The 24,071-nt window shown below is 41.2% G+C and carries 24 protein-coding genes, 1 other RNA gene and 1 pseudogene; 24 read left to right on the forward strand and 2 right to left on the reverse strand.

Annotation, left to right across the window (positions count from 1 at the left end; genetic code table 11):
* Positions 1–44: 44 nt before the first annotated feature.
* The 3 genes and pseudogenes from tnpA (at position 45) to HMPREF9965_RS10270 (ending at position 2,656) form a co-directional block, all read left to right on the forward strand.
* Positions 45–574 (forward strand): annotated as a pseudogene (gene tnpA / locus HMPREF9965_RS10260) (IS200/IS605 family transposase).
* A gap of 316 nt (positions 575–890) precedes the next feature.
* Positions 891–1,124, forward strand: coding sequence for a sigma(X)-activator ComW (gene comW, locus HMPREF9965_RS13260; protein WP_000939516.1), 234 nt, complete (start codon positions 891–893; stop codon positions 1,122–1,124).
* Between the two features lie 245 nt (positions 1,125–1,369).
* Positions 1,370–2,656, forward strand: a complete 1,287-nt coding sequence (locus HMPREF9965_RS10270) for an adenylosuccinate synthase (protein WP_025168358.1) — start codon at positions 1,370–1,372, stop codon at positions 2,654–2,656.
* A gap of 480 nt (positions 2,657–3,136) precedes the next feature.
* Here the strand turns inward: HMPREF9965_RS10270 and HMPREF9965_RS10275 are convergent, their stop codons facing one another.
* On the reverse strand, positions 3,137–3,682 hold the full coding sequence (locus tag HMPREF9965_RS10275) for a hypothetical protein (RefSeq protein WP_000976887.1): 546 nt from the start codon (positions 3,680–3,682) through the stop codon (positions 3,137–3,139).
* A 265-nt stretch (positions 3,683–3,947) separates the two neighbouring features.
* Between HMPREF9965_RS10275 and tadA the strand changes: the two genes are divergently transcribed.
* The 8 genes from tadA (at position 3,948) to HMPREF9965_RS10310 (ending at position 9,243) form a co-directional block, all read left to right on the forward strand.
* On the forward strand, positions 3,948–4,415 hold the full coding sequence (tadA, locus tag HMPREF9965_RS10280) for a tRNA adenosine(34) deaminase TadA (protein WP_001110103.1): 468 nt from the start codon (positions 3,948–3,950) through the stop codon (positions 4,413–4,415).
* Between the two features lie 32 nt (positions 4,416–4,447).
* Positions 4,448–4,547, forward strand: an RNA gene (ffs, locus tag HMPREF9965_RS12880) — signal recognition particle sRNA small type.
* 54 nt (positions 4,548–4,601) lie between these two features.
* Positions 4,602–5,045: a dUTP diphosphatase gene (locus tag HMPREF9965_RS10285; protein WP_000702001.1), complete on the forward strand. Its 444-nt coding sequence runs from the start codon at positions 4,602–4,604 to the stop codon at positions 5,043–5,045.
* Complete coding sequence (locus HMPREF9965_RS10290) at positions 5,005–5,562, forward strand: histidine phosphatase family protein (RefSeq protein ID WP_029745884.1); 558 nt, start codon at positions 5,005–5,007, stop codon at positions 5,560–5,562. Before HMPREF9965_RS10285 ends, HMPREF9965_RS10290 begins: the two co-directional genes overlap by 41 nt.
* 13 nt (positions 5,563–5,575) lie before the next feature.
* Positions 5,576–6,937 carry a DNA repair protein RadA gene (radA, locus tag HMPREF9965_RS10295; protein WP_080566891.1) on the forward strand — a complete coding sequence of 454 codons (1,362 nt, stop codon included), beginning with the start codon at positions 5,576–5,578 and terminating at the stop codon, positions 6,935–6,937.
* A gap of 72 nt (positions 6,938–7,009) precedes the next feature.
* Positions 7,010–7,504, forward strand: coding sequence for a beta-class carbonic anhydrase (locus HMPREF9965_RS10300; protein ID WP_025170864.1), 495 nt, complete (start codon positions 7,010–7,012; stop codon positions 7,502–7,504).
* 212 nt (positions 7,505–7,716) lie between these two features.
* Complete coding sequence (locus HMPREF9965_RS10305; protein ID WP_000010169.1) at positions 7,717–8,685, forward strand: ribose-phosphate diphosphokinase; 969 nt, start codon at positions 7,717–7,719, stop codon at positions 8,683–8,685.
* A 120-nt stretch (positions 8,686–8,805) separates the two neighbouring features.
* A complete protein-coding gene (locus HMPREF9965_RS10310) occupies positions 8,806–9,243 on the forward strand; it encodes a CoA-binding protein (RefSeq protein ID WP_000076503.1) in 438 nt (145 codons plus the stop codon).
* 27 nt (positions 9,244–9,270) lie between these two features.
* Here HMPREF9965_RS10310 and HMPREF9965_RS10315 read toward each other — a convergent pair whose 3' ends face one another.
* Positions 9,271–10,281 (reverse strand): YeiH family protein, encoded by a 1,011-nt coding sequence (locus HMPREF9965_RS10315; protein WP_000009123.1) that lies wholly within the window; start codon positions 10,279–10,281, stop codon positions 9,271–9,273.
* A gap of 149 nt (positions 10,282–10,430) precedes the next feature.
* Here HMPREF9965_RS10315 and HMPREF9965_RS10320 point away from each other — a divergent pair, with 149 nt between their 5' ends.
* The 13 genes from HMPREF9965_RS10320 (at position 10,431) to HMPREF9965_RS10375 (ending at position 24,058) form a co-directional block, all read left to right on the forward strand.
* A complete protein-coding gene (locus tag HMPREF9965_RS10320) occupies positions 10,431–11,600 on the forward strand; it encodes a pyridoxal phosphate-dependent aminotransferase (protein WP_000366359.1) in 1,170 nt (389 codons plus the stop codon).
* On the forward strand, positions 11,597–12,367 hold the full coding sequence (recO, locus tag HMPREF9965_RS10325; protein ID WP_000616136.1) for a DNA repair protein RecO: 771 nt from the start codon (positions 11,597–11,599) through the stop codon (positions 12,365–12,367). Before HMPREF9965_RS10320 ends, recO begins: the two co-directional genes overlap by 4 nt.
* Positions 12,364–13,356, forward strand: coding sequence for a phosphate acyltransferase PlsX (gene plsX / locus HMPREF9965_RS10330; protein ID WP_000717470.1), 993 nt, complete (start codon positions 12,364–12,366; stop codon positions 13,354–13,356). Before recO ends, plsX begins: the two co-directional genes overlap by 4 nt.
* Before the next feature lie 4 nt (positions 13,357–13,360).
* On the forward strand, positions 13,361–13,597 hold the full coding sequence (locus tag HMPREF9965_RS10335) for an acyl carrier protein (protein WP_000136433.1): 237 nt from the start codon (positions 13,361–13,363) through the stop codon (positions 13,595–13,597).
* A gap of 451 nt (positions 13,598–14,048) precedes the next feature.
* On the forward strand, positions 14,049–14,243 hold the full coding sequence (locus HMPREF9965_RS10340; protein WP_000180809.1) for a class IIb bacteriocin, lactobin A/cerein 7B family: 195 nt from the start codon (positions 14,049–14,051) through the stop codon (positions 14,241–14,243).
* Between the two features lie 236 nt (positions 14,244–14,479).
* On the forward strand, positions 14,480–14,647 hold the full coding sequence (locus tag HMPREF9965_RS10350) for a hypothetical protein (RefSeq protein ID WP_025170865.1): 168 nt from the start codon (positions 14,480–14,482) through the stop codon (positions 14,645–14,647).
* Between the two features lie 3 nt (positions 14,648–14,650).
* Complete coding sequence (locus HMPREF9965_RS13405) at positions 14,651–14,866, forward strand: bacteriocin immunity protein (protein WP_080566892.1); 216 nt, start codon at positions 14,651–14,653, stop codon at positions 14,864–14,866.
* An 80-nt stretch (positions 14,867–14,946) separates the two neighbouring features.
* Positions 14,947–15,126 carry a hypothetical protein gene (locus HMPREF9965_RS10355; RefSeq protein WP_000808740.1) on the forward strand — a complete coding sequence of 60 codons (180 nt, stop codon included), beginning with the start codon at positions 14,947–14,949 and terminating at the stop codon, positions 15,124–15,126.
* Positions 15,127–15,523: 397 nt separating this feature from the next.
* Complete coding sequence (locus HMPREF9965_RS13410) at positions 15,524–15,718, forward strand: hypothetical protein (protein WP_000756558.1); 195 nt, start codon at positions 15,524–15,526, stop codon at positions 15,716–15,718.
* A gap of 164 nt (positions 15,719–15,882) precedes the next feature.
* Complete coding sequence (gene comA, locus HMPREF9965_RS10360; protein ID WP_000668313.1) at positions 15,883–18,036, forward strand: peptide cleavage/export ABC transporter ComA; 2,154 nt, start codon at positions 15,883–15,885, stop codon at positions 18,034–18,036.
* 12 nt (positions 18,037–18,048) lie between these two features.
* The gene (gene comB, locus HMPREF9965_RS10365) at positions 18,049–19,398 is read left to right on the forward strand and encodes a competence pheromone export protein ComB (RefSeq protein WP_000801572.1); all 1,350 of its coding nucleotides are present in this window, start codon (positions 18,049–18,051) and stop codon (positions 19,396–19,398) included.
* 167 nt (positions 19,399–19,565) lie between these two features.
* Positions 19,566–20,273, forward strand: a complete 708-nt coding sequence (gene purC, locus HMPREF9965_RS10370) for a phosphoribosylaminoimidazolesuccinocarboxamide synthase (RefSeq protein ID WP_000043291.1) — start codon at positions 19,566–19,568, stop codon at positions 20,271–20,273.
* A gap of 56 nt (positions 20,274–20,329) precedes the next feature.
* On the forward strand, positions 20,330–24,058 hold the full coding sequence (locus HMPREF9965_RS10375; protein ID WP_001042274.1) for a phosphoribosylformylglycinamidine synthase: 3,729 nt from the start codon (positions 20,330–20,332) through the stop codon (positions 24,056–24,058).
* Positions 24,059–24,071: the final 13 nt, after the last annotated feature.

Genomic DNA, 24,071 nt, shown 5'->3' on the forward strand with positions numbered 1-24,071 from the left:
CAATAAAGGTGTTCAAGCCAATTGTAAAGCGAAAGGAGAAAAATATGGCACAAAAGGCACATGGTTTATCATACACAAAGCGGATGTGTAAATATCACATTGTGTTCACCCCTAAGTATAGACGAAAAGTGGTCTATAATCAATATTGAAGTAGTTTAGGCGAAATATTTCATCGTTTGTGCAGTTATAAAGGTGTTGAAATTAAGGTGTTGAAATTATCGAGGGTCACTTGATGCCTGATCATGTACATATGTTAGTAAGTATTCCACTGAGGATAAGTGTTTCAAGTTTCATGGGTTATTTAAAAGGCAAAAGTGCACTCATGATGTTTGATAAACACGCTAACCTCAAGTACAAGTTTGGGAATCGGCATTTTGGGGCAGAAGGTTATTATGTGAGTACAGTGGAACCTAATGAAGCCACAATTAGGAAATATATTCAAGATTAAAGAAATTATCCAGTGGATGATTTCTTCACGAGTATGAAAATTCGAGAACGAGTAAAGCATGATATAGCATTGGATAAATTAAGTGTAAAAGAATATGAGGATCCCTTTAGGGATAGTGGTAAGTAATGCGAACACCTCTTTGAGAGGTTTGTGATGAGTCAAGAGCAATGAGGCTTGAACAAAGTGAAAGCTAGCGTCTTTAGGCGCTGGCTGGTAATTTGGACTTATAGCTCTGGTACAAACCACCCGTTAGACGGGTAGTTATGATTTTATAAATGAAGTAAACTTCTCAAAATTCAAAACTTAATTTTGGCATCTATAATTACCTTTATATTTTATTTTTAGTTCGTTTAGCTTTAAATTCTACTCTTATAGGATTTGAAGCTTTTTTAGTTCGTTTTTCTGTTAAACTAGTGTTAATAATAAGAAAGGGATTTTTTATATGCTTCAAAAATTTTATGAACGAGCATTTGTCTTTTTGAAACTAGTTGAACAAGAATATGCTTCTTTATGTCAGAGCTGTGCTGAGTGGGAATCACTTCATCTTCGTTTTTTACTTTATTACCTGATAAGATTTAGAATTAAAAGCGATAAAGAGTTTTGTTTATATCATTTTCAGACGGCCTATCGCTTGTATCTAGATAAATTTTTGCTAGAAGGTACTAGTCTAAACTAGTGACGTTCATATATATCATTTATCACGAACAATAATGAGCATTGAATTTATGATTTTAAGGATTTTATTTAAAATATAAGGTTTTGCATTTTATGATTTACAGAAATTCCAAATCTTTTCCAGTGTTTCTTCTTGATAAAATGGTCTTTTTTTCTTATAATAAATTGTAAGATATGATTGCAGGTGAAACTCCTGCCATGTATATGAGAAAGGACGAGCTCCTAGTAGCTCAGACGAATTTTATTATGACTTCAGTTGTTGTTGTAGGTACCCAATGGGGTGATGAAGGTAAAGGGAAAATTACAGATTTTCTTTCAGCTAATGCAGAAGTGATTGCTCGTTATCAAGGTGGTGACAATGCTGGTCACACGATTGTGATTGATGGTAAGAAGTTTAAATTGCACTTGATTCCATCAGGTATTTTCTTTCCTGAAAAAATCTCTGTTATTGGGAATGGGATGGTCGTAAACCCAAAATCCCTTGTGAAAGAGTTGAGCTATCTTCATGAGGAAGGTGTGACAACTGATAACTTGCGTATTTCTGATCGTGCGCATGTTATTTTGCCTTACCATATTGAGTTGGATCGCTTGCAAGAAGAGGCTAAGGGTGACAATAAGATTGGTACTACAATAAAGGGAATTGGCCCAGCCTATATGGATAAAGCTGCTCGTGTTGGGATTCGTATTGCAGATCTTTTGGATAAGGATATTTTCCGTGAACGCTTGGAACGCAATCTTGCGGAAAAGAATCGTCTGTTTGAAAAATTGTATGACAGTACTCCTATTTCAATTGATGATATTTTTGAAGAGTACTATGAGTATGGTCAACAAATCAAGCAGTATGTGACAGATACATCTGTTATCTTGAATGATGCGCTTGATAATGGCAAACGTGTGCTTTTTGAAGGGGCGCAAGGTGTTATGTTGGATATTGACCAAGGGACTTATCCATTTGTTACTTCGTCAAACCCTGTCGCTGGTGGTGTGACAATTGGGTCTGGTGTTGGTCCAAGTAAGATTGACAAGGTTGTAGGTGTGTGTAAAGCTTATACGAGTCGTGTAGGTGATGGACCTTTCCCAACTGAGTTGTTTGATGAAGTGGGGGATCGCATTCGTGAAGTAGGTCATGAATATGGTACAACAACTGGTCGTCCACGTCGTGTGGGTTGGTTTGACTCAGTTGTGATGCGCCATAGTCGCCGTGTATCTGGTATTACTAATCTTTCATTGAACTCTATTGATGTTTTGAGTGGTTTGGATACAGTGAAAATCTGTGTGGCCTATGATCTTGATGGCCAACGTATCGACCACTATCCAGCTAGCCTTGAGCAATTAAAACGTTGCAAACCTATCTACGAGGAATTGCCAGGTTGGTCAGAAGATATTACTGGAGTTCGTAATTTAGAAGATCTTCCTGAGAATGCGCGTAACTATGTTCGTCGTGTGAGCGAGCTGGTTGGGGTTCGTATTTCTACTTTCTCAGTTGGTCCTGGTCGTGAACAAACCAATATTTTAGAAAGTGTTTGGTCATAGGAGATTTTTAAGATTAGTTTAAGACAGGTCGGGTATACTATAGACAGTTACAAGAAGACCTCCTAACTTGTTGTAACAAATATCCTAAACTTTTCTTTTTCATAATAATCTCCCTATTAAGTCACCGCATTCGGTGGCTTTTTTAGTTCATAAGTCCTATACAGGCTTCTACTTGACTTTTTAAGATAAAGAAAAAAACAGTGGGACAGAAATCTCTAGACCAAGTCTTAATTTGATAGACCTAGAATTTCATGGTTTCAACAATTCGGTAGATTGGTTAAGGTTGTGTATAGAGAAAGGAAGTTTTGTTTAAAGGAGTTTTTGAATTCTAAAATACCAACAAACAGTTTAATCTACTAATAAATTATAGGTGTACAACTAAGCAAAAATGAGGTTGGGATTTTTGATCCCAGCCTCTTCAGTGAACTATTTTCTTTAGAATTTATAAGTTAGATAAAATTAAATTTTTTGTAAATTAGCTTATTTGATAACTTGGTTTCCTGATTTGTCATTTTGAATTTGGTTCATTTCGTGCATAAAAACATCTGCTTTCAGTTTATCTGTGATGATACTGACACTTATTAGATTATTTAGATTTTTCTCATATCCTTCTAAAAAAATAGGATTTCTAATTTTCATGGTTAACTTTGCACAATTAAAGGGACGCTTTTTAATGGTTATTTGTTCGATATCTTGAAGTTTAAATTGATAATGTAATACGCTGAGGCCTCTGCTACTATAGGTATAATACTGAACAGTATTGTTTTTATGAACTTCTAATTTTACTCCATTTATGAAGAGATAATACCCCATAAACCATAGAAGAAGTGGAACATAAATCAGTACAATTGCTATAATAATCTTGTCTGTAAAATCGGTATTGTAAGCTATCAGATGCTTTAGAATCCAGAGAATCATAACAGATAAAGATATCATGAATGGTCCCCCTACTCTATTAAATTGATTTTTATATGGAAACATTAAGGTAAATTTTGGTTTATCCAGTAATAACTCTAATTTCATCATTTACCCTTTCATATTGTTTATTGTATAAATTTCAGTATATTCATCTCTTGAACTTTCTATGTCAGTTATCTCCATTATTTTAAGTTCATGATTTCTGATTTTCTATCAATTTTGCTAATATTATACTCTTTTTAAAACATTATTTCTACAATCTAGCGATTTAATACTATCTAAAGTTAGTCAGTGTAAATATTATAGAGCTCTTTTTTTGTCTAGGAAAACATGCTATAATGATAGAATTGATAAGTAGGAAAAGAGAGAAGCTATGAATTATACAGTTGAAGAAAAAGAATGCTTCATGAGAGAGGCTTTGAGAGAGGCAGAAATTGCTCTAGAACACGATGAAATTCCAATTGGCTGTGTGATTGTCAAGGATGGAGAGATCATTGGTCGTGGGCATAATGCGCGCGAGGAGTTGCAACGGGCGGTTATGCATGCAGAAATCATGGCTATAGAGAATGCTAATCTGAGTGAAGAGAGCTGGCGTTTACTAGATTGCACCCTTTTTGTGACTATAGAGCCCTGTGTGATGTGTAGTGGGGCAATCGGGCTTGCCCGTATTCCAAACGTAGTCTATGGGGCTAAGAATCAGAAATTTGGTGCAGCTGGAAGTTTGTACGATATTTTGACAGATGAGCGTCTCAATCATCGTGTAGAGGTTGAAACGGGAGTTTTGGAGAGTGAGTGTGTAGCGATTATACAGGACTTTTTCCGAAATCGACGGAAAAAATAATTTCTCTTTAAAAATAGAGGAGAATGTGGTATAATAAACAGTGGAGCAACAGTTCTGCGTGAAGCGGGTCAGGGGAGGAATCCAGCAGCCCTAAGCGAGTGTGAATTGTGTGCTCTTTTTTCGTGCTTTTTTCGAATAAATAAGATAAAATAGCCTAGAATAAATGATTATAGAAAAGAGAAAAATATGAAAATTCGTGGTTTTGAATTGGTTTCTACTTTTACAGATGAAAATTTATTGCCCAAGCGTGAGACAGCCCATGCAGCTGGTTATGATTTAAAGGTTGCAGAACGCACTGTGATTGCTCCAGGAGAGATTGTTCTCGTCCCAACAGGAGTCAAGGCTTATATGCAGCCAACAGAAGTGCTCTATCTCTATGACCGTTCTTCAAATCCTCGTAAGAAGGGTTTGGTCTTGATTAACTCAGTTGGGGTCATTGATGGGGATTATTATGGAAATCCTGGAAATGAAGGGCATATTTTTGCTCAGATGAAAAACATTACTGATCAGGAAGTGATTCTTGAAGTTGGGGAACGTGTGGTTCAGGCTGTCTTTGCACCATTTTTAATCGCAGACGGAGATGCAGCTGATGGCGTGCGGACTGGTGGATTTGGATCGACAGGACACTAGGATGAAAATCATCTTTGTACGTCACGGGGAGCCAGATTACCGTGAGTTAGAGGAACGTTCTTATACAGGTTTTGGGATGGATTTAGCACCTTTATCTAAGGAAGGACGGCAACAAGCTCAGGAACTTTGCCAAAATCCTTTGCTTGGCTCAGCTGATATACTGGTGTCTTCTGCAGTGACGCGAGCATTAGAAACGGCTTTTTATGTATCTTGTGCTACGGGTCTTCCTTTAAGAGTAGAGCCTTTATTGCATGAATGGCAGGTTTATGAAGCAGGTATAGAGAACTTTGAAACAGCTAGATGTCTGTTTTTAGAAAACAAGGGGGAGTTGCTTCCTAATAGTCCTATTCAGTATGAGACAGCTGAAGAGATGAAGGCGCGTTTTTTGGAAACTATGATAAAGTACCGAGACTACCAGACAGTGCTAGTTGTCGCTCATCGAATGCTCATGCGCCAATTTGTACCAGACGAGAAGATTGATTTTTGCCAAGTGATTGAGTGTGAGGTAGAAATTTAGAAAGAGGTTTATTATCGCAAAGAAAAAAGCGACATTTGTGTGTCAAAATTGTGAATATAATTCACCTAAGTATCTAGGGCGCTGTCCAAACTGTGGGTCTTGGTCTTCTTTTATAGAAGAAATCGAGGTTGCAGAGGTCAAGAATGCGCGTGTGTCTTTGACAGGTGAAAAAACCAAGCCTATGAAACTGGCTGAGGTGACTTCAATCAACGTCAATCGAACCAAGACGGAGATGGAGGAATTTAACCGTGTGCTTGGAGGCGGAGTGGTACCGGGGAGTCTCGTTCTTATCGGTGGGGATCCAGGAATCGGGAAATCAACCCTTCTCTTACAAGTCTCGACTCAGCTGTCTCAAGTGGGTACGGTTCTCTACGTTAGCGGTGAGGAGTCGGCCCAGCAAATCAAGTTACGAGCGGAACGCTTGGGAGATATTGATAGTGAGTTTTATCTCTATGCAGAGACCAATATGCAGAGTGTTCGTGCAGAAGTAGAAAGAATTCAGCCAGACTTTCTCATCATCGACTCTATTCAGACCATTATGTCTCCTGAGATTTCAGGGGTGCAGGGGTCTGTTTCTCAGGTGCGTGAGGTGACAGCTGAACTTATGCAACTGGCTAAGACTAATAACATTGCCATCTTTATCGTAGGGCATGTGACCAAGGAAGGGACTTTAGCTGGTCCGCGTATGTTGGAGCATATGGTGGATACGGTGCTTTATTTTGAAGGGGAGCGTCACCATACTTTTCGTATTTTGAGAGCGGTCAAAAACCGTTTTGGTTCCACTAATGAGATTGGCATCTTTGAGATGCAGTCGGGTGGCTTGGTTGAGGTCCTCAATCCGAGTCAAGTTTTCCTAGAGGAGCGTTTGGATGGGGCGACTGGTTCGTCAATTGTTGTGACCATGGAAGGGACCCGTCCGATTTTGGCGGAGGTCCAGGCTTTGGTGACACCGACCATGTTTGGAAATGCCAAGCGTACGACGACAGGGCTTGACTTCAATCGTGCGAGTCTGATTATGGCTGTTTTGGAAAAACGTGCAGGATTGCTCCTGCAAAATCAGGATGCCTATCTTAAATCTGCTGGTGGTGTCAAATTGGATGAGCCCGCTATTGATTTAGCCGTTGCAGTGGCTATTGCCTCTAGTTACAAGGACAAGCCTACCAATCCTCAGGAATGTTTTGTGGGAGAATTGGGCTTGACTGGAGAGATTCGGCGCGTGAATCGTATCGAACAACGCATCAATGAAGCGGCAAAACTGGGCTTTACCAAGATTTATGTACCCAAGAATTCCTTGACAGGAATCACTCCTCCCAAGGAAATTGAAGTCATTGGAGTGACGACTATTCAGGAAGTTTTGAAAATGGTCTTTGCTTAATCTGTGACAAATCTTCTTAAAAATGATAAGATAGGAGAAATATTTGATTGTCAAATTTTTAAGGGGGAAATCGTGTCGTATTTTGAACAGTTTATGCAAGCCAATCAGGCTTATGTTGCCCTACATGGGCAGTTAAATCTGCCACTTAAACCCAAAACCAGAGTAGCTATCGTGACCTGTATGGACTCACGTCTGCACGTTGCGCAAGCTCTAGGTTTGGCACTTGGGGATGCTCATATCTTGCGGAATGCGGGTGGTCGAGTAACTGAGGACATGATTCGTTCACTGGTGATTTCCCAGCAACAAATGGGAACCAGAGAGATTGTGGTGTTGCACCATACAGACTGTGGTGCTCAGACCTTTGAAAATGAAAGTTTTCATGAACATTTGAAACACGAGCTCGGAGTTGATGTGTCTGATCAAGATTTTTTACCTTTTCAGGATGTTGAAGAGAGTGTGAGAGAGGATATGCAACTGCTTCGAGAATCCCCACTGATTCCTGATGATGTGGTTATTTCAGGTGCTGTCTATGATGTGGATACAGGAAGTATGAGAGAAGTATACTAACTTTGTCTCGAAAAAATCTCATCCTAGCATAAAATCGATTGTTAAAATGTAGGATTTTAGTTTTAATATAGCTAATATAAAATAGCAAAAACAAGGGTATAAATGTTTACTCTTGTTTTATTTTTGATTGAAAAATAAAGGAAAAAGCGCTACAATGGTAGATGGAAAATGTTGTGTAAAAAACAAGTGATACATAAATACCGGAGGAAATCATGTCTTTTTCTGATTTAAAGCTGTTTGCCCTTTCTTCTAATAGGGAATTGGCAGAGCGTGTGGCGCAAGAGATTGGAATAGAGTTGGGGAAATCAAGTGTTCGCCAATTTTCAGATGGGGAGATTCAGGTCAACATCGAAGAATCAATCCGTGGAAAACACGTCTTTATCCTACAATCAACTAGTTCACCTGTAAATGATAATTTACTTGAAATTTTGATTATGGTGGACGCATTGAAGCGTGCTAGTGCAGAATCTGTCAATGTTGTTATGCCTTACTATGGCTATGCACGTCAGGATAGAAAAGCGCGAGCGCGTGAGCCAATCACTGCAAAACTCGTTGCAAATATGCTAGAAGTTGCTGGGGTAGATCGTTTGTTGACGATTGATTTGCACGCTGCCCAGATTCAGGGATTCTTTGATATTCCCGTAGATCACTTGATGGGTGCTCCATTGATTGCAGACTACTTTGAACGTCGTGGCATGGTTGGACAAGACTATGTTGTTGTCAGTCCTGACCATGGTGGAGTGACTCGTGCTCGTAAATTGGCAGAGTTTTTGAAAACTCCGATTGCGATTATTGATAAACGTCGTAGTGTAGACAAGATGAATACCAGCGAAGTGATGAACATTATCGGTAAGGTAGAAGGTAAGACTTGTATCTTGATTGACGATATGATCGATACAGCTGGAACTATTTGTCATGCGGCAGATGCTCTTGCTGAAGCAGGTGCTGTTGAAGTTTACGCAAGCTGTACGCACCCAGTTCTTTCTGGGCCAGCTATGGACAATATCCAAAAATCAGCTATTAAGAAATTGGTTGTTTTGGATACTATCTACCTACCAGAAGAGCGTTTGATTGATAAGATTGAGCAAATCTCTATTGCTCATCTCTTAGGAGATGCCATTGTACGTATCCACGAAAAACGCCCTCTTTCTCCATTATTTAGTATCGAGAAAAAAATCTAAACTTTCACTTGAAATAGATCGTTCTCCTAGCAGGTTTCTTTTCTTGCTAGGAGATTTTTTGTAGTCAAAATCTGCAAGCCTTTTCAAAATATGCTATACTGATGAAAAAGGAGGATTTCTATGAGCCAAGAATTTATCAATCCAAGTGATGGAGTGGTCCGTCAGTATCTGGCAACCAGTAAAACGTTAGCAGTGGTGGGCTTGTCCGACCGTGAGGAGACAACCAGTAATCGAGTGACCAAGGAAATGCAGGCTCGAGGCTATAAAATCATTCCAGTTAATCCCAAGGCTGCAGGTGGTGAAATTTTGGGAGAAAAGGCTTATGCGAGTCTAGCTGAGATCCCTTTTCCAGTGGATATTGTCAATGTATACCGACGGAGCGAGTTTTTACCAGATGTGGCGCATGATTTTCTCAAGGCTGATGCTAAGATTTTCTGGGCACAACTAGGACTTGAAAGTCTAGAAGCAGAAAAAATCTTGCGTGCTGGAGGATGCGATGACATCGTGATGAATCGCTGTATCAAGAGAGAACATACACGCTTAATTCTTGAACAATAAAAGGTAGCCAGTGGGCTACCTTTTGTGTTAGAAAATACCAATCAATGCCTGCATGCCAAGACTGGTGAGGATGATGGCAATCCAGCAAAGGGCTCCGAGGACAATAGATTTGCCACTGGATCTAACCATGCCAATCAGATTGGTTTTGAGACCGATGGCACTCATGGCCATGACGATAAGGAATTTGGAGAGTTGCTTAAGAGGGGTAAAGATACTACCGGACACACCGAGAGAGGTAAGGAGAGTCGTTAAGAGAGAAGCCAAGATAAAGTAAAGGATAAAAAGTGGGAAAACTTTTTTCAGTTGTACGCCTTGTTTATTTTCTTGTTGGCGACTTTGCCAGTAGGAGAGAAAGAGAGTGATGGGAATGATCGCTAAGGTGCGTGTGAGTTTAACAATGGTTGCAGACTCGAGGGTATTGGTCTGATAAAGACTGTCCCAGGCACTAGCTGTGGCCGTTACAGAAGAAGTATCATTGACCGCAGTTCCTGCAAAGAGGGCAAAGCCATCATTGGATAGGTGAAGCCAGGTTCCTAGAGTTGGAAAGATGAGTGCCGCTAAGACATTGAAGAAAAAGATAACGGAAATGGCTTGGGCAACTTCTTTTTCCTTGGCATGGATAACGGGCGCTGTCGCTGCAATGGCAGAACCACCACAGATTGAAGAACCTACTCCAACCAAGGTAGCCAGTTTTGTATCCAGTGCAAAGAAGCGCTGGAAGAAATAGGCAATAATCAGAGCTATTGAGATGGTGGACAGGATGACAGGGAGTGAAGATTGTCCGACTGCGAAGACTTGCGAGATATTGAGACCAAAACCAAGCAAGACAACGGCATATTGGAGCAATTTTTTAGAACTAAAGGTCAATCCAGCATCCAGTTGTTTATAAGACGAGAGAAAGGGATGTAGGAGCATGCCTATGAAAATCGCAAATACAGGCGCGCCAATCACAGGGAAGAATCCTCCTAAGTACCAAGATACGATAGAAATGAGAAGGCAGGCAAAGATGCCTGCTCCATTTTTTGATAGAAATGACATAAAAACCTCCAAATAGAATCTGTTACTATTATAGACCTATAAACAGGAAAAGTAAAATAGAAAGTGAAAAATGCAGGTTTCAGATGGATTTTGCGGTCAGGGAGCTTTTGTAGTATAATAGAGATACGTTTTTACAGTAGGAGGTATCTATGGATTTAACTAAGCGCTTTAATAAACAGTTAGATAAGATTCAAGTGTCCTTGATTCGTCAGTTTGACCAGGCTATTTCGGAGATTCCTGGGGTCTTGCGTTTGACCTTGGGGGAACCTGATTTTACAACGCCAGATCATGTCAAAGAGGCGGCCAAGCGAGCGATTGACCAGAACCAATCCTACTATACAGGGATGAGTGGCTTGCTGACTCTACGTCAGGCGGCCAGTGATTTTGTTAAGGAAAAGTATCAACTGGACTATGCTCCTGAAAATGAAATCTTGGTCACTATCGGAGCGACAGAGGCTTTATCTGCGACTTTGACAGCTATTTTGGAAGAGGGAGACAAGGTGCTCTTGCCAGCTCCTGCTTATCCGGGTTATGAACCGATTGTCAATCTAGTTGGGGCAGAGGTTGTCGAGATTGATACAACTGAAAATGGGTTTGTCTTGACTCCTGAGATGTTGGAAAAGGCTATTTTGGAGCAGGGTGACAAGCTCAAGGCGGTTATTCTCAACTATCCAGCTAATCCGACAGGAATTACCTACAGTCGAGAGCAGTTGGAAGACTTGGCAGCTGTTTTACGCAAGTACGAGATTTTCGTTGTCTGTGATGAGGTTTACTCAGAATTGACCTATACAGGTGAAGCCCATGTATCTCTGGGAACTATGTTGAGAGACCAGGCCATTATCATCAATGGCTTGTCTAAATCGCATGCTATGACAGGTTGGCGCTTGGGTCTGATTTTCGCTCCTGCAGCCTTTACAGCCCAGTTGATCAAGAGTCACCAGTACTTGGTTACTGCAGCAAATACCATGGCGCAACACGCTGCGGTGAAAGCCTTGACGGCTGGTAAAAATGATGCGGAACCTATGAAGAAGGAATACATCCAGCGTCGAGATTATATCATCGAGAAAATGACTGCTCTTGGATTTGAGATTATCAAACCAGATGGTGCCTTCTATATCTTTGCTAAGATTCCAGCAGGTTACAATCAAGACTCCTTTGCTTTTCTGAAGGATTTTGCTCAGAAGAAGGCCGTTGCCTTTATCCCTGGTGCAGCCTTTGGACGTTACGGAGAAGGCTATGTGCGTCTGTCTTATGCAGCCAGCATGGAAACGATCAGAGAGGCCATGAAACGACTTGAGGAGTACATGAGAGAAGCATGATTCAGTCTATCACGAGTCAAGGTCTCGTACTTTACAATCGTAACTTTCGTGAAGATGACAAGCTAGTCAAAATTTTTACCGAGCAGGCGGGCAAGCGCATGTTTTTCGTCAAACACGCTGGCCAGTCCAAACTAGCTCCTGTTATTCAGCCCTTGGTGTTGGCACGATTTCTCTTGCGAATCAATGATGACGGGCTTAGCTACATCGAGGACTACCATGAGGTGATGACCTTTCCAAAGATTAATAGTGATCTCTTTGTTATGGCCTATGCTACTTATGTGGCTGCCCTTGCAGATGCTAGTTTGCAGGATAATCAGCAGGATGCTCCCTTGTTTGCTTTTTTGCAAAAGACTTTGGAATTGATGGAAGAGGGCTTGGATTATCAAGTTTTGACCAATATTTTTGAAATTCAAATCTTGACCCGATTTGGAATTGGGCTAAATTTTAATGAGTGTGTCTTTTGCCATCGGGTGGGTCAGGCCTTTGACTTTTCTTTTAAATATGGAGCCTGCCTTTGCCCAGAGCATTATCATGAAGATGAGAGACGTTGCTATCTGAATCCCAATATCCCTTATCTGCTCAATCAATTTCAAGCTATTGATTTTGAGACCTTGGAAACCATTTCGATCAAGTCCGAAATCAAGCAAGACTTGCGCAAGTTTATGGATCAGATCTACGAAGAGTACGTCGGGATTCACCTAAAATCAAAGAAATTTATCGATTCCCTAGCCGACTGGGGACAATTACTAAAAGAGGAAGACAAATGAAAAAAATCGCAGTAGATGCTATGGGGGGCGATTATGCACCTCAAGCCATCGTTGAGGGTGTCAACCAAGCCCTTACTGACTTTTCAGATATTGAGGTTCAACTCTATGGAGATGAAAGCAAAATCAAGCAATATCTAACAGCGACAGAGCGCGTTAGCATTATCCATACGGATGAGAAAATTAACTCAGACGATGAGCCGACAAAAGCTATCCGTAAGAAGAAAAATGCCAGCATGGTATTAGCAGCCAAGGCAGTCAAGGAGGGAGAAGCAGACGCTGTCCTCTCAGCTGGGAACACAGGTGCCTTGTTGGCTGCAGGATTCTTCATTGTGGGTCGTATCAAAAATATCGACCGTCCTGGACTCATGTCTACCTTGCCGACCATTGATGGAAAAGGGTTTGATATGCTTGATCTCGGTGCCAATGCAGAAAACACAGCCCAGCACCTCCACCAATACGCGGTTCTAGGTTCCTTTTATGCTAAAAATGTCCGTGGGATTGCAAAACCACGTGTTGGTTTGCTTAACAACGGAACAGAAAGTAGCAAGGGTGATCCTCTTCGTAAGGAAACCTACGCCTTGCTAGCGGCGGATGAAAGCTTGAATTTTGTCGGAAACGTGGAAGCGCGTGATCTGATGAATGGCGTTGCGGATGTTGTTGTGGCAGATGGTTTCACGGGAAACGCTGTGCTCAAATCTATTGAAGGGACAGCCATGGGTATCATGGGCTTGCTCAAGACAGCTATTACAGGTGGCGGTCTTCGAGCAAAACTTGGTGCTCTCCTTCTCAAGGATAGCCTTAAAGGTTTGAAAAAGCAACTCAACTATTCAGATGTTGGTGGTGCTGTTTTGTTTGGTGTCAAGGCACCTGTTGTTAAGACTCATGGCTCAAGTGATGCTAAAGCTGTGTACAGTACGATTCGCCAGATTCGTACCATGCTAGAAACAGACGTAGTTGCTCAAACTGCGCGTGAATTTTCAGGAGAATAAAAAGATGACAGAAAAAGAAATTTTTGACCGTATTGTGATCATTATCCAAGAACGACAGGGAGAGGACTTTGTCGTGACAGAAACCTTGAGTTTGAAAGACGATCTCGATGCAGACTCAGTGGACTTGATGGAGTTTGTCTTGACGCTAGAAGATGAATTTGGTATCGAGATCAGTGATGAGGAAATTGACCAATTGCAAAGTGTAGCAGATGTGGTCAGAACTATTAAAGGTAAGATATAGCAAAAAGCAACATGCAAGTCATGTTGTTTTTTTGTTTGCAGAAAAAAGAAAAACGTTAAAATTTTTAGTAGAAATTGCGAATAAAGAGATGAGAAAGAAAAAAGGAGGAACGTTTATGTACATGCCAATCTTGTATCCATGGTACATCAAGTGGTTTTTAAAATAAAAATGAATTAATTGTTCATTTTCGAATTGTTTTTCGAATAGATAGATAAGAAAAAAAGGAAGGAGACTACGCGATGTATTTACCAATCTTATTGCCATGGTTTATCAAATGGTATTTAAAATAAATGAAATTTACCTGTTCATTTTCAATCATTTCTCGAATAGATAAGTGAGAAGAAAAGGAAGGAGAGAAAAAATGATTTCAGTAATTTACCCAATCTGGTTTTTAAAATGGTTTAAAATCTAGAAGTCGTAAACTAAAAAATAGAAATAAAGGAGAAAAAAGATGACAAACTTTGACAAAATGGAACAGAACTTTGCAGCTCTTACAGAAGAAGAGTTGATGGATGTGGATGGGGGAGCACTTCCTCTTGTAATCGCTGGAGTGTCTATTTGGAAAGTAGGTGCAGCAGTGGTAGGTGGGGCGACAGCGCTTTTTGCTGGTGGAGCAACATTGGGGTATTACGCGAATAGACCCTAGTCAGATTGTAGCTGGAGAGGCATTCGTATGTTTTTAAAAAAAGAAGTGATATTATTAGGGATATTTTTATCTCTACGTATTATTTTCACTATCATTCAAATTTTAATTGACTATAAAATATTGTCAGGAAAGTATAGTGTGAATTTTATGGAGATTTCAGAAGTATTTACCTATCCAATACTCATTTCAATTATTTACATAGCAGTAAAATATAACACAAAGGAGTAACTATGAATATGAACTTGGAACAATTTTATCAATTATCTGATGATGAATTAATCGGAACAAAAGGAGGATTTGGTCTTGCTGAAGCAGTTGGGATTGCAGGAGTATTGAACGCTGCCGTACAAATTTTTAACGCTGGTTACAAATTTGGTTCAGATTTTGCTCGTCGTGGGCGTTAGATAATGAACAATCACAACCTTAATCTCAATACACTCTTACCTAAACTAGCCACTATAGTTTCTTTGTTGGCAATAGCTCTTAATCTCGCGCTTCATGTGATTCGTACAGGTTCATTAGTATCCTTTGATTGGCAATGGACTTTAGTTGGTTTGCTTGCTTCGGGCTATTTTGGTATTTTTTGCAAAGATTTGTCAAAAGATAATCAAAACTATAAATGATGAATTTGAATGAAAAGGATTTTGTGCATGTGAATGGCGGAGTTTTTCCGCCTTTCTTGTCAGGTAAATAGGAGTCTAATATGAAACAATTCTTATTAGGATTTGCTGAGGGATATTTTATCGTATCGCTCATTATTTACATCGCAACGTATTTGATTTTGAAAAAACCGATCAATACCCTATTTTATCCAGAAATTTACCCTGTTTTATTTGGGATCTTTTATCTAGGATATAAGGTTAATAAAAAGCAAGTAGAGTGAGAGGTTAAGAATGACTTATTATTCTGCGCTAAAAATGGGTAAGGTAAGATTTAAGAATGCATCACATTGGAGTTAAAAAAAATCGTAATTTAGAACGGTGTTATCTATTCTGACTAGGAATAGATCATACCAGAGGTGACTTAGAAATAGTAGGGACATTAGAAATTGTAGTAATAAATAGGATGTCGTAAATGTTACTATCAATGATTTATTTGTTCCAAGCTTGCCCAGGGTGACAGTAAAAAGTCAATTTCCTTTTATACCATATTTTTAGTAGGTAGGACACTTGTTCTGCCTATTTTTTGCCAAAAAGGTGCCAGTTGAGGTGTTTATTTGGAGTTTTACATGTATTTTTTGATAAAATAGGTATAGAAATTAGGAAAGTTGGAGAAAAGAAATGAAGAAGGTTTTAGGCTATTGTTTAGTATTTGTTTTTCTATTTTTAATGAATATTTTCGTCTTTACGATACTAGCAACTCTTGGTTTCCAGGTAACAATGAGTGAAAGTAGTTATCTGGTGCCCCCTGTGTTTTCGTTTATCGTTTTATACACCATTCACAAAAGAAGTGGGAAAGGTAAGAAATCTCTGTAATTTAATGATTTAGGCAGGACACTTGTTCTGCCTATTTTCTTTGGCAAAAAGTGCTGTTCAGGTATGAATATTGTTTTTTCAGAAATAATTTTCCGATTTCTTCTTCGTTTGGTTAAAATAATCTTACAAAGTTTTAAGAGATTATTAGAAAAAAGGAGATAGATATGAAATTTGGGAAACGTCACTATCGTCCGCAAGTGGATCAGATGGACTGCGGTGTAGCTTCATTAGCCATGGTTTTTGGCTACTATGGTAGTTACTATTCTTTGGCTCACTTGCGAGAATTGGCTAAGACGACCATGGATGGGACGACGGCTTTGGGCTTGGTCAAGGTGGCAGAGGAGATTGGTTTTGAGACGCGAGCAATTAAGGCGGATATGACGCTTTTTGACTTGCCAGATTTGACCTTTCCTTTTGTGGCTCATGTGCTCAAGGAAGGGAAATTGCTCCACTACTATGTGGTGATAGGTCAGGATAAAAAGCACATCCATATTGCTGATCCAGATCCTGGTGTCAAGCTGACCAAGATTTCCCGTGAGCGATTTGCGCAAGAGTGGACAGGGGTCAGTCTCTTTATGGCGCCATCTCCAGACTATAAACCCCATAAGGAGAAAAAACAGGGACTCCTATCCTTCTTGCCGATATTATTCAAACAACGTGGCTTAATTGCCAATATCGTCCTAGCGACACTCTTGGTGACCCTGATTAACATTGTAGGTTCTTATTATCTGCAGTCTATCATTGATAGTTACGTACCAGACCAGATGCGTTCGACCTTGGGTATTATCTCTATTGGGCTGGTCATCGTCTATATTCTCCAGCAGATTTTGTCTTATGCCCAGGAGTACCTCCTACTAATCCTTGGGCAACGCTTGTCAATTGACGTGATTTTGTCCTACATCAAGCATGTTTTTCACCTGCCGATGTCCTTTTTCGCGACACGCAGGACAGGGGAAATCGTGTCTCGTTTTATAGATGCCAATAGTATCATCGATGCCTTGGCGTCGACCATTCTGTCGATTTTCCTAGATGTGTCAACGATTTTGATTATCTCGCTTGTCTTATTTTCACAAAATATAACGCTCTTTTTCATTAGTCTGCTTGCACTTCCTATTTATACGGTGATTATCTTTGCCTTTATGAAGCCTTTTGAAAAGATGAATCGGGATACCATGGAAGCCAATGCGGTTCTGTCTTCTTCTATCATCGAGGACATCAACGGTATTGAGACCATTAAGTCTTTGACCAGTGAAAGTTCACGCTATCAAAAGATTGATAAGGAATTTGTAGCTTATCTGAAAAAATCCTTTACCTATAGTCGGGCAGAAAGTCAGCAAAAGGCTCTGAAAAAAGTTGCCCAGCTCCTGCTTAATGTTGCTGTTCTCTGGATGGGAGCAGTACTCGTCATGGATGGGAAAATGAGTTTGGGCCAGCTGATTACCTATAATACTTTGCTTGTTTACTTTACCAATCCTTTGGAAAATATCATCAACCTGCAAACCAAACTTCAGACAGCGCAGGTTGCCAATAACCGTCTGAACGAGGTCTATCTGGTAGCTTCGGAGTTTGAGGAGAAGAAAACGGTCGAAGATTTGAGCATGATGAAGGGAGATATGATTTTTAAGCAGGTTCACTATAAGTATGGCTATGGTCGTGACGTCTTGTCGGACATCAATTTGACCATTCCTCAAGGCTCTAAGGTAGCTTTTGTGGGGATTTCAGGGTCAGGTAAGACGACCTTGGCCAAGATGATGGTTAATTTCTACGACCCTAGTCAGGGAGAGATTAGTCTGGGTGGTGTCAATCTTAATCAGATTGATAAAAAAGCCTTACGTCAGTATATCAACTATCTGCCTCAGCAGCCCTATGTCTTTAACGGAACGATTTTGGAGAATCTTCTCCTTGGAGCCAAAGAAGGGACGACACAGGAAGATATCTTACGAGCAGTTGAATTGGCTGAGATTCGAGAAGATATTGAGCGCATGCCGCTGAATTATCAGACAGAATTGACTTCGGACGGGGCAGGGATTTCAGGTGGGCAACGGCAGCGAATCGCTCTGGCGCGTGCTCTTTTAACAGATGCACCTGTTTTGATCTTGGATGAGGCGACCAGTAGTCTAGATATCTTGACAGAGAAGCGGATTGTGGATAATCTTATGGCTTTAGACAAGACCTTGATTTTCATTGCCCACCGCTTGACCATTGCTGAGCGGACAGAGAAGGTTCTTGTTTTGGACCAGGGCAAGATTGTCGAAGAAGGCAATCATGCTGATTTGCTGGCTCGAGATGGCTTTTACGCCCATTTGGTGAATAGCTAGAAAGAGGAGAAGATGAAACCAGAATTTTTAGAAAGTGCGGAGTTTTACCATCGTCGTTACCATAATTTTTCCAGTCGAGTGATTTTACCCATGTTTCTTCTACTCGTGTTTCTACTGGGATTTTCAGTCTTTGCAGAGAAGGAGATTAGTTTGTCTACCCGAGCTACTGTCGAACCTAGTCGGATCATTGCCAATATCCAATCGACTAGCAATCAACGCATCGTGGCCAATTATCTAGAAGAAAACAAACTAGTCAAGCAGGGTGATCTCCTTGTTCAGTACCAGCAAGGGGCAGAGGCTGTTCAAGCTGAAGCATACGCCAGTCAGCTGGAGATGTTAGAGGATCAAAAAAAACAGTTAGGGTATTTGCAATCCAGTTTGAAAGAGGGGAGTGATCAATTTCCAGAGGCGGATAAGTTTGGTTATCAGGAGATGTTTCGAGACTATCTCAGCCAAGCTAGTAGTCTTAGGAGTAATGTTTCTCAGCAAAATGCCAGCATCTCCTCGCAGAATGCGGCAGCAAGTCAGAGCCAGGCCGAGATTGGCAATCTTATCAGTCAAACAGAGGATAAAATTCGAGACTACAAAACAGCTAAGTCAGCGATTGAAAAGGGAGATCAACTGGATAGTCAGAATCCAGCCTACTCTTTTTATCAGACCTATAAAAACCAAGCTGGAGAAGATTCGCAAGCTAAATCGCAAGTTATTACACAGGTGGATGCCCAAATTAGCCAGCTAGAGTCTAGTTTAGCTACTTATCGTGTACAGTATGCGGGATCTGGAGCTCAACAAGCCTACGCAAGTGGACTGGATAGTCAGCTTGAATCCCTTAAGTCCCAGCACCTAGTCAAAGTCGGTCAGGAATTAACCCTTCTAGATCAGAAAATTTTAGAAGCAGAGTCGGGTAAGAAAGTCCAGGGAGGTCTCCTAGATAAGGGGAAAATCACAGCAAATGAGGATGGGGTGCTTCACCTTAATCCTGAGACCAGTGATTCTACCATGGTCGCAGAAGGAACCCTGCTAGCCCAACTCTACCCATCCTTGGAGAAAGAAGGGAAAACCAAACTCACAGCCTATCTCAGTTCAAAAGATGTTGCAAGGCTTAAGGTAGGTGATTCTGTTCGCTTTACTACAACCAAGGATGCCAACAAAGAGCTCGTTCTTGTTTCTGCGATTACGAATATTGATGCGACAGCTACTAAGACTGAAAAGGGAAATTTCTTTAAAATAGAGGCGGAGACAAGTCTGACTCCTGAACAAGCAGAAGAGCTTCGCTACGGTTCAGAAGGACGTTTGACACTAATCACAGGAAAGAAAAGTTATTTGCGATACTACTTAGATCAATTTTTGAACAGAGAATAATGTTTGTTTTTAACGCAATATTATACTTTTAAAACTGTAAAATGTTTTGATTTTACAGTTTTTCTTAATGTTAAAAAGAGGCATCTTCGCCTTCGTTCGCAAATTCTTGCTATTTTCGTTATTTTGTAGTAGAATGAAGTAAAGAAATACGAAAGGCGAACTTTAAAATGTCAAAACAATTGATCTATTCGGGAAAAGCTAAAGATATCTATACGACTGAGGATGAAAATCTTATTATTTCAACTTACAAGGATCAGGCGACTGCTTTCAACGGTGTCAAGAAGGAGCAGATTGCGGGCAAGGGAGTGTTAAATAATCAGATTTCATCTTTTATTTTTGAGAAATTAAATGCGGCTGGTGTGGCGACTCACTTTGTTGAGAAACTTTCAGACACGGAGCAACTCAATAAAAAGGTTGAGATTATTCCTTTGGAAGTCGTACTTCGTAACTACACAGCTGGTTCATTTTCAAAACGATTTAGTGTGGAAGAAGGGATCGCCTTGGAAACGCCAATCGTCGAATTTTACTATAAAAATGATGATTTGGATGATCCCTTTATCAATGATGAGCATGTGAAGTTCCTAAAGATTGCGGATGATCAGCAGATTGCTTACTTGAAGGAAGAAACGCGTCGTATCAATGAACTCTTGAAAGCCTGGTTTGCTGAGATTGGGCTTAAGTTGATTGACTTTAAGCTAGAGTTCGGTTTTGACAAGGATGGCAAGATTATCTTGGCAGACGAATTTTCACCAGACAACTGCCGTTTGTGGGATGCGGATGGCAACCACATGGACAAGGATGTTTTCCGTAGAGGATTGGGAGAACTGACAGACGTTTACGAGATTGTCTGGGAAAAGTTGCAGGAATTGAAATAACAACCTAAAGGTCGTTTGAGAACATTGCAAGAGCTGAAATAAAGGAATAAGAATTGATGAATAAACGTATTTTTGTTGAAAAAAAGGCTGATTTTCAGGTTAAGTCAGAGAGTTTGGTGAGAGAGCTTCAGCACAACTTGGGACTGTCAACTTTGAGAAGTATTCGCATTGTGCAAGTTTATGATGTCTTTGATTTGGCAGAGGATTTGTTTGCACCTGCGGAAAAACACATCTTCTCTGAGCAAGTGACTGATACTGTTTTGGATGAAGCTGGAGTTCAAGCTGATCTTGAGAAATATGCTTTCTTTGCGATTGAAAGTTTGCCGGGTCAATTTGACCAACGTGCCACATCTTCACAGGAAGCCTTGCTTTTGCTGGGAAGTTCGAGTGACGTGATGGTCAACACAGCACAATTGTACTTGGTTAATAACGATATTGATGCGACTGAGTTGGAAGCGGTCAAGAACTACTTGCTCAATCCAGTGGATTCACGTTTCAAGGATATCACAACAGGGATTGCCAAGCAGGAATTTTCAGAGTCAGACAAGACCATTCCGAAATTGACTTTCTTTGAAAGCTATACAGCAGAAGACTTTGCGCGCTACAAGGCTGAACAAGGAATGGCTATGGAAGTGGATGATTTGCTCTTTATCCAAGATTATTTCAAGTCAATCGGGCGCGTGCCGACGGAAACAGAGCTCAAGGTCTTGGACACTTACTGGTCTGACCACTGCCGTCACACGACTTTTGAGACAGAGTTGAAAAATATCGACTTCTCAGCTTCTAAATTCCAAAAACAATTGCAGGCGACCTATGATAAATATATCGCTATGCGCGAGGAATTAGGTCGTTCTGAAAAACCACAAACCTTGATGGATATGGCGACTATTTTTGGTCGTTATGAGCGTGCTAATGGTCGTTTGGACGACATGGAAGTGTCAGACGAAATCAATGCCTGCTCGGTTGAAATCGAAGTGGACGTTGATGGTGTCAAGGAACCTTGGCTCCTCATGTTCAAGAACGAAACTCACAACCACCCAACGGAGATTGAGCCATTTGGTGGGGCTGCTACTTGTATCGGTGGAGCCATTCGTGACCCGCTGTCAGGACGTTCATATGTTTACCAAGCCATGCGTATCTCAGGCGCGGGTGACATTACAGCGCCGATTTCAGAAACGCGCGCTGGGAAATTGCCACAACAAGTCATTTCGAAGACAGCGGCTCATGGGTATTCTTCGTATGGTAACCAAATTGGTCTGGCGACGACTTACGTTCGTGAGTACTTCCACCCAGGTTTTGTAGCCAAACGCATGGAGCTTGGTGCCGTTGTCGGTGCTGCTCCTAAGGGTAATGTTGTTCGTGAAAAACCGGAAGCGGGCGATGTGATTATTCTACTCGGTGGGAAGACTGGACGTGATGGTGTCGGTGGTGCGACAGGATCTTCTAAGGTTCAAACAGTTGAGTCTGTAGAGACTGCTGGAGCTGAGGTTCAAAAAGGGAATGCCATCGAAGAACGCAAGATTCAGCGTCTCTTCCGTAATGGCGATGTCACTCGTCTCATCAAGAAATCCAACGACTTTGGAGCAGGTGGTGTCTGTGTGGCTATCGGTGAATTGGCAGATGGTCTTGAAATCGACCTCAACAAGGTTCCTCTTAAATACCAAGGTTTGAACGGTACAGAAATTGCCATTTCTGAATCTCAAGAACGGATGGCAGTTGTGGTGCGTCCTCAAGACGTAGATGCCTTCGTTGCGGAATGTAATAAAGAAAATATTGATGCTGTTGTGGTGGCAACAGTGACTGAAAAACCAAATCTTGTCATGCACTGGAATGGTGAAACCATCGTCGACTTGGAACGTCGTTTCCTTGATACAAACGGTGTGCGCGTGGTTGTCGATGCCAAGGTGGTAGACAAGGATGTCAAGCTTCCAGAAGAACGTCAAACATCTGCTGAAACACTTGAAGCAGATACCCTTGCGGTTCTATCTGACCTCAACCATGCGAGTCAAAAAGGCTTGCAAACCATCTTTGACTGTTCGGTCGGTCGTTCAACGGTCAATCACCCACTTGGTGGTCGCTACCAACTCACACCAACTGAAGCTTCTGTGCAAAAGTTGCCAGTCCAACACGGTGTGACTCACACTGCGTCAGTCATGGCGCAAGGTTTCAACCCTTATGTGGCAGAATGGTCTCCATACCACGGTGCTGCCTATGCGGTTATCGAAGCGACAGCTCGTTTAGTGGCTGCTGGTGCCAACTGGTCTAAGGCTCGTTTCTCTTACCAAGAGTATTTTGAGCGGATGGATAAACAAGCTGAGCGTTTTGGTCAGCCAGTAGCAGCTCTTCTAGGCTCTATCGAAGCACAAATCCAACTTGGTTTGCCATCTATCGGTGGTAAGGACTCCATGTCTGGTACCTTTGAAGAATTGACGGTACCACCAACCTTGGTCGCCTTTGGGGTGACGACGGCAGATAGCCGTAAGGTGCTCTCTCCTGAGTTCAAGACTGCTGGTGAAAATATCTACTACATCCCAGGTCAAGCTCTTGCTGCAGAGATTGATTTTGACTTGATTAAGTCTAATTTTGCTCAGTTTGAAGCCATCCAAGAAGCTGGTCACAAAGTAACATCTGCATCAGCTGTCAAATACGGTGGTGTCCTTGAAAGCTTGGCTCTTGCTACTTTTGGGAATCATATCGGTGCAGAGGTAACCTTGCCTGAATTTGAAACAGCCTTGACAGCTCAATTAGGCGGATTTGTCTTCACATCTCCTGAAGAAATCGCTGGAGTAGAGAAGATTGGACAAACGAAAGCAGACTTTACACTCCTTGTCAACGGTGTGAAGCTAGATGGACAGAAGCTTGACAGTGCCTTCCAAGGGAAACTGGAAGAAGTTTACCCAACAGAATTTGCCCAATCTAAAGAATTGGACGAAGTACCAGCTGTCGCTTCTAACGCAGTCATCAAAGTCAAGGAAACTATTGAAAAACCGGTGGTTTACATCCCAGTCTTCCCAGGAACAAACTCGGAATATGATTCAGCAAAAGCTTTTGAAAAAGAAGGTGCAGAAGTCAACTTGGTGCCATTCGTGACCTTGAATGAAGAGGCTATTGTCAAGTCAGTTGAAACTATGGTTGACAATATCGGCAAGGCTAATATCCTTTTCTTCGCGGGTGGTTTCTCAGCTGCGGATGAGCCGGATGGATCAGCTAAGTTTATCGTCAACATCCTGCTCAATGAAAAAGTGCGTGTAGCTATTGATAGCTTTATCGCTCGTGGTGGCTTGATTATCGGTATCTGTAATGGGTTCCAGGCCTTGGTCAAATCAGGTCTTCTTCCATACGGGAACTTCGAGGATGCTAACAGTACTAGCCCAACCCTCTTCTACAATGATGCCAACCAGCACGTGGCTAAGATGGTGGAAACTCGAATTGCCAATACCAACTCACCATGGTTAGCTGGAGTACAAGTGGGCGATATCCATGCCATCCCAGTATCGCACGGTGAAGGGAAATTTGTCGTGACGGCTGAGGAATTTGCAGAGCTCCGTGCCAATGGTCAAATCTTTAGCCAATACGTTGACTTTGACGGCAAACCAAGTATGGATTCTAAGTACAATCCGAATGGTTCTGTAAATGCCATCGAAGGAATTACCAGCAAGAATGGTCAAATCATCGGTAAAATGGGACACTCAGAACGTTATGAAGACGGTCTCTTCCAAAACATCCCAGGAAATAAAGACCAGCACCTGTTCGCGTCGGCTGTTAAATACTTTACTGGAAAGTAAGATTTGTGTTTTT

The sequence above is a fragment of the Streptococcus mitis bv. 2 str. SK95 genome (assembly GCF_000222705.1).
Lineage (GTDB): Bacteria > Bacillota > Bacilli > Lactobacillales > Streptococcaceae > Streptococcus > Streptococcus mitis_AY.

Bases quoted from the DNA above. Each gene is read 5' to 3' on its own strand.
- comW (WP_000939516.1), top strand. From the start codon at position 891: ATGCTTCAAAAATTTTATGAACGAGCATTTGTCTTTTTGAAACTAGTT.
- HMPREF9965_RS10270 (WP_025168358.1), top strand. From the start codon at position 1,370: ATGACTTCAGTTGTTGTTGTAGGTACCCAATGGGGTGATGAAGGTAAA.
- HMPREF9965_RS10275 (WP_000976887.1), bottom strand. From the start codon at position 3,682: ATGATGAAATTAGAGTTATTACTGGATAAACCAAAATTTACCTTAATG.
- tadA (WP_001110103.1), top strand. From the start codon at position 3,948: ATGAATTATACAGTTGAAGAAAAAGAATGCTTCATGAGAGAGGCTTTG.
- HMPREF9965_RS10285 (WP_000702001.1), top strand. From the start codon at position 4,602: ATGAAAATTCGTGGTTTTGAATTGGTTTCTACTTTTACAGATGAAAAT.
- HMPREF9965_RS10290 (WP_029745884.1), top strand. From the start codon at position 5,005: ATGGCGTGCGGACTGGTGGATTTGGATCGACAGGACACTAGGATGAAA.
- HMPREF9965_RS10305 (WP_000010169.1), top strand. From the start codon at position 7,717: ATGTCTTTTTCTGATTTAAAGCTGTTTGCCCTTTCTTCTAATAGGGAA.
- HMPREF9965_RS10310 (WP_000076503.1), top strand. From the start codon at position 8,806: ATGAGCCAAGAATTTATCAATCCAAGTGATGGAGTGGTCCGTCAGTAT.
- HMPREF9965_RS10315 (WP_000009123.1), bottom strand. From the start codon at position 10,281: ATGTCATTTCTATCAAAAAATGGAGCAGGCATCTTTGCCTGCCTTCTC.
- HMPREF9965_RS10320 (WP_000366359.1), top strand. From the start codon at position 10,431: ATGGATTTAACTAAGCGCTTTAATAAACAGTTAGATAAGATTCAAGTG.
- recO (WP_000616136.1), top strand. From the start codon at position 11,597: ATGATTCAGTCTATCACGAGTCAAGGTCTCGTACTTTACAATCGTAAC.
- plsX (WP_000717470.1), top strand. From the start codon at position 12,364: ATGAAAAAAATCGCAGTAGATGCTATGGGGGGCGATTATGCACCTCAA.
- HMPREF9965_RS10335 (WP_000136433.1), top strand. From the start codon at position 13,361: ATGACAGAAAAAGAAATTTTTGACCGTATTGTGATCATTATCCAAGAA.
- HMPREF9965_RS10340 (WP_000180809.1), top strand. From the start codon at position 14,049: ATGACAAACTTTGACAAAATGGAACAGAACTTTGCAGCTCTTACAGAA.
- HMPREF9965_RS10350 (WP_025170865.1), top strand. From the start codon at position 14,480: ATGAACTTGGAACAATTTTATCAATTATCTGATGATGAATTAATCGGA.
- HMPREF9965_RS13405 (WP_080566892.1), top strand. From the start codon at position 14,651: ATGAACAATCACAACCTTAATCTCAATACACTCTTACCTAAACTAGCC.
- HMPREF9965_RS10355 (WP_000808740.1), top strand. From the start codon at position 14,947: ATGAAACAATTCTTATTAGGATTTGCTGAGGGATATTTTATCGTATCG.
- HMPREF9965_RS13410 (WP_000756558.1), top strand. From the start codon at position 15,524: ATGAAGAAGGTTTTAGGCTATTGTTTAGTATTTGTTTTTCTATTTTTA.
- comA (WP_000668313.1), top strand. From the start codon at position 15,883: ATGAAATTTGGGAAACGTCACTATCGTCCGCAAGTGGATCAGATGGAC.
- comB (WP_000801572.1), top strand. From the start codon at position 18,049: ATGAAACCAGAATTTTTAGAAAGTGCGGAGTTTTACCATCGTCGTTAC.
- purC (WP_000043291.1), top strand. From the start codon at position 19,566: ATGTCAAAACAATTGATCTATTCGGGAAAAGCTAAAGATATCTATACG.
- HMPREF9965_RS10375 (WP_001042274.1), top strand. From the start codon at position 20,330: ATGAATAAACGTATTTTTGTTGAAAAAAAGGCTGATTTTCAGGTTAAG.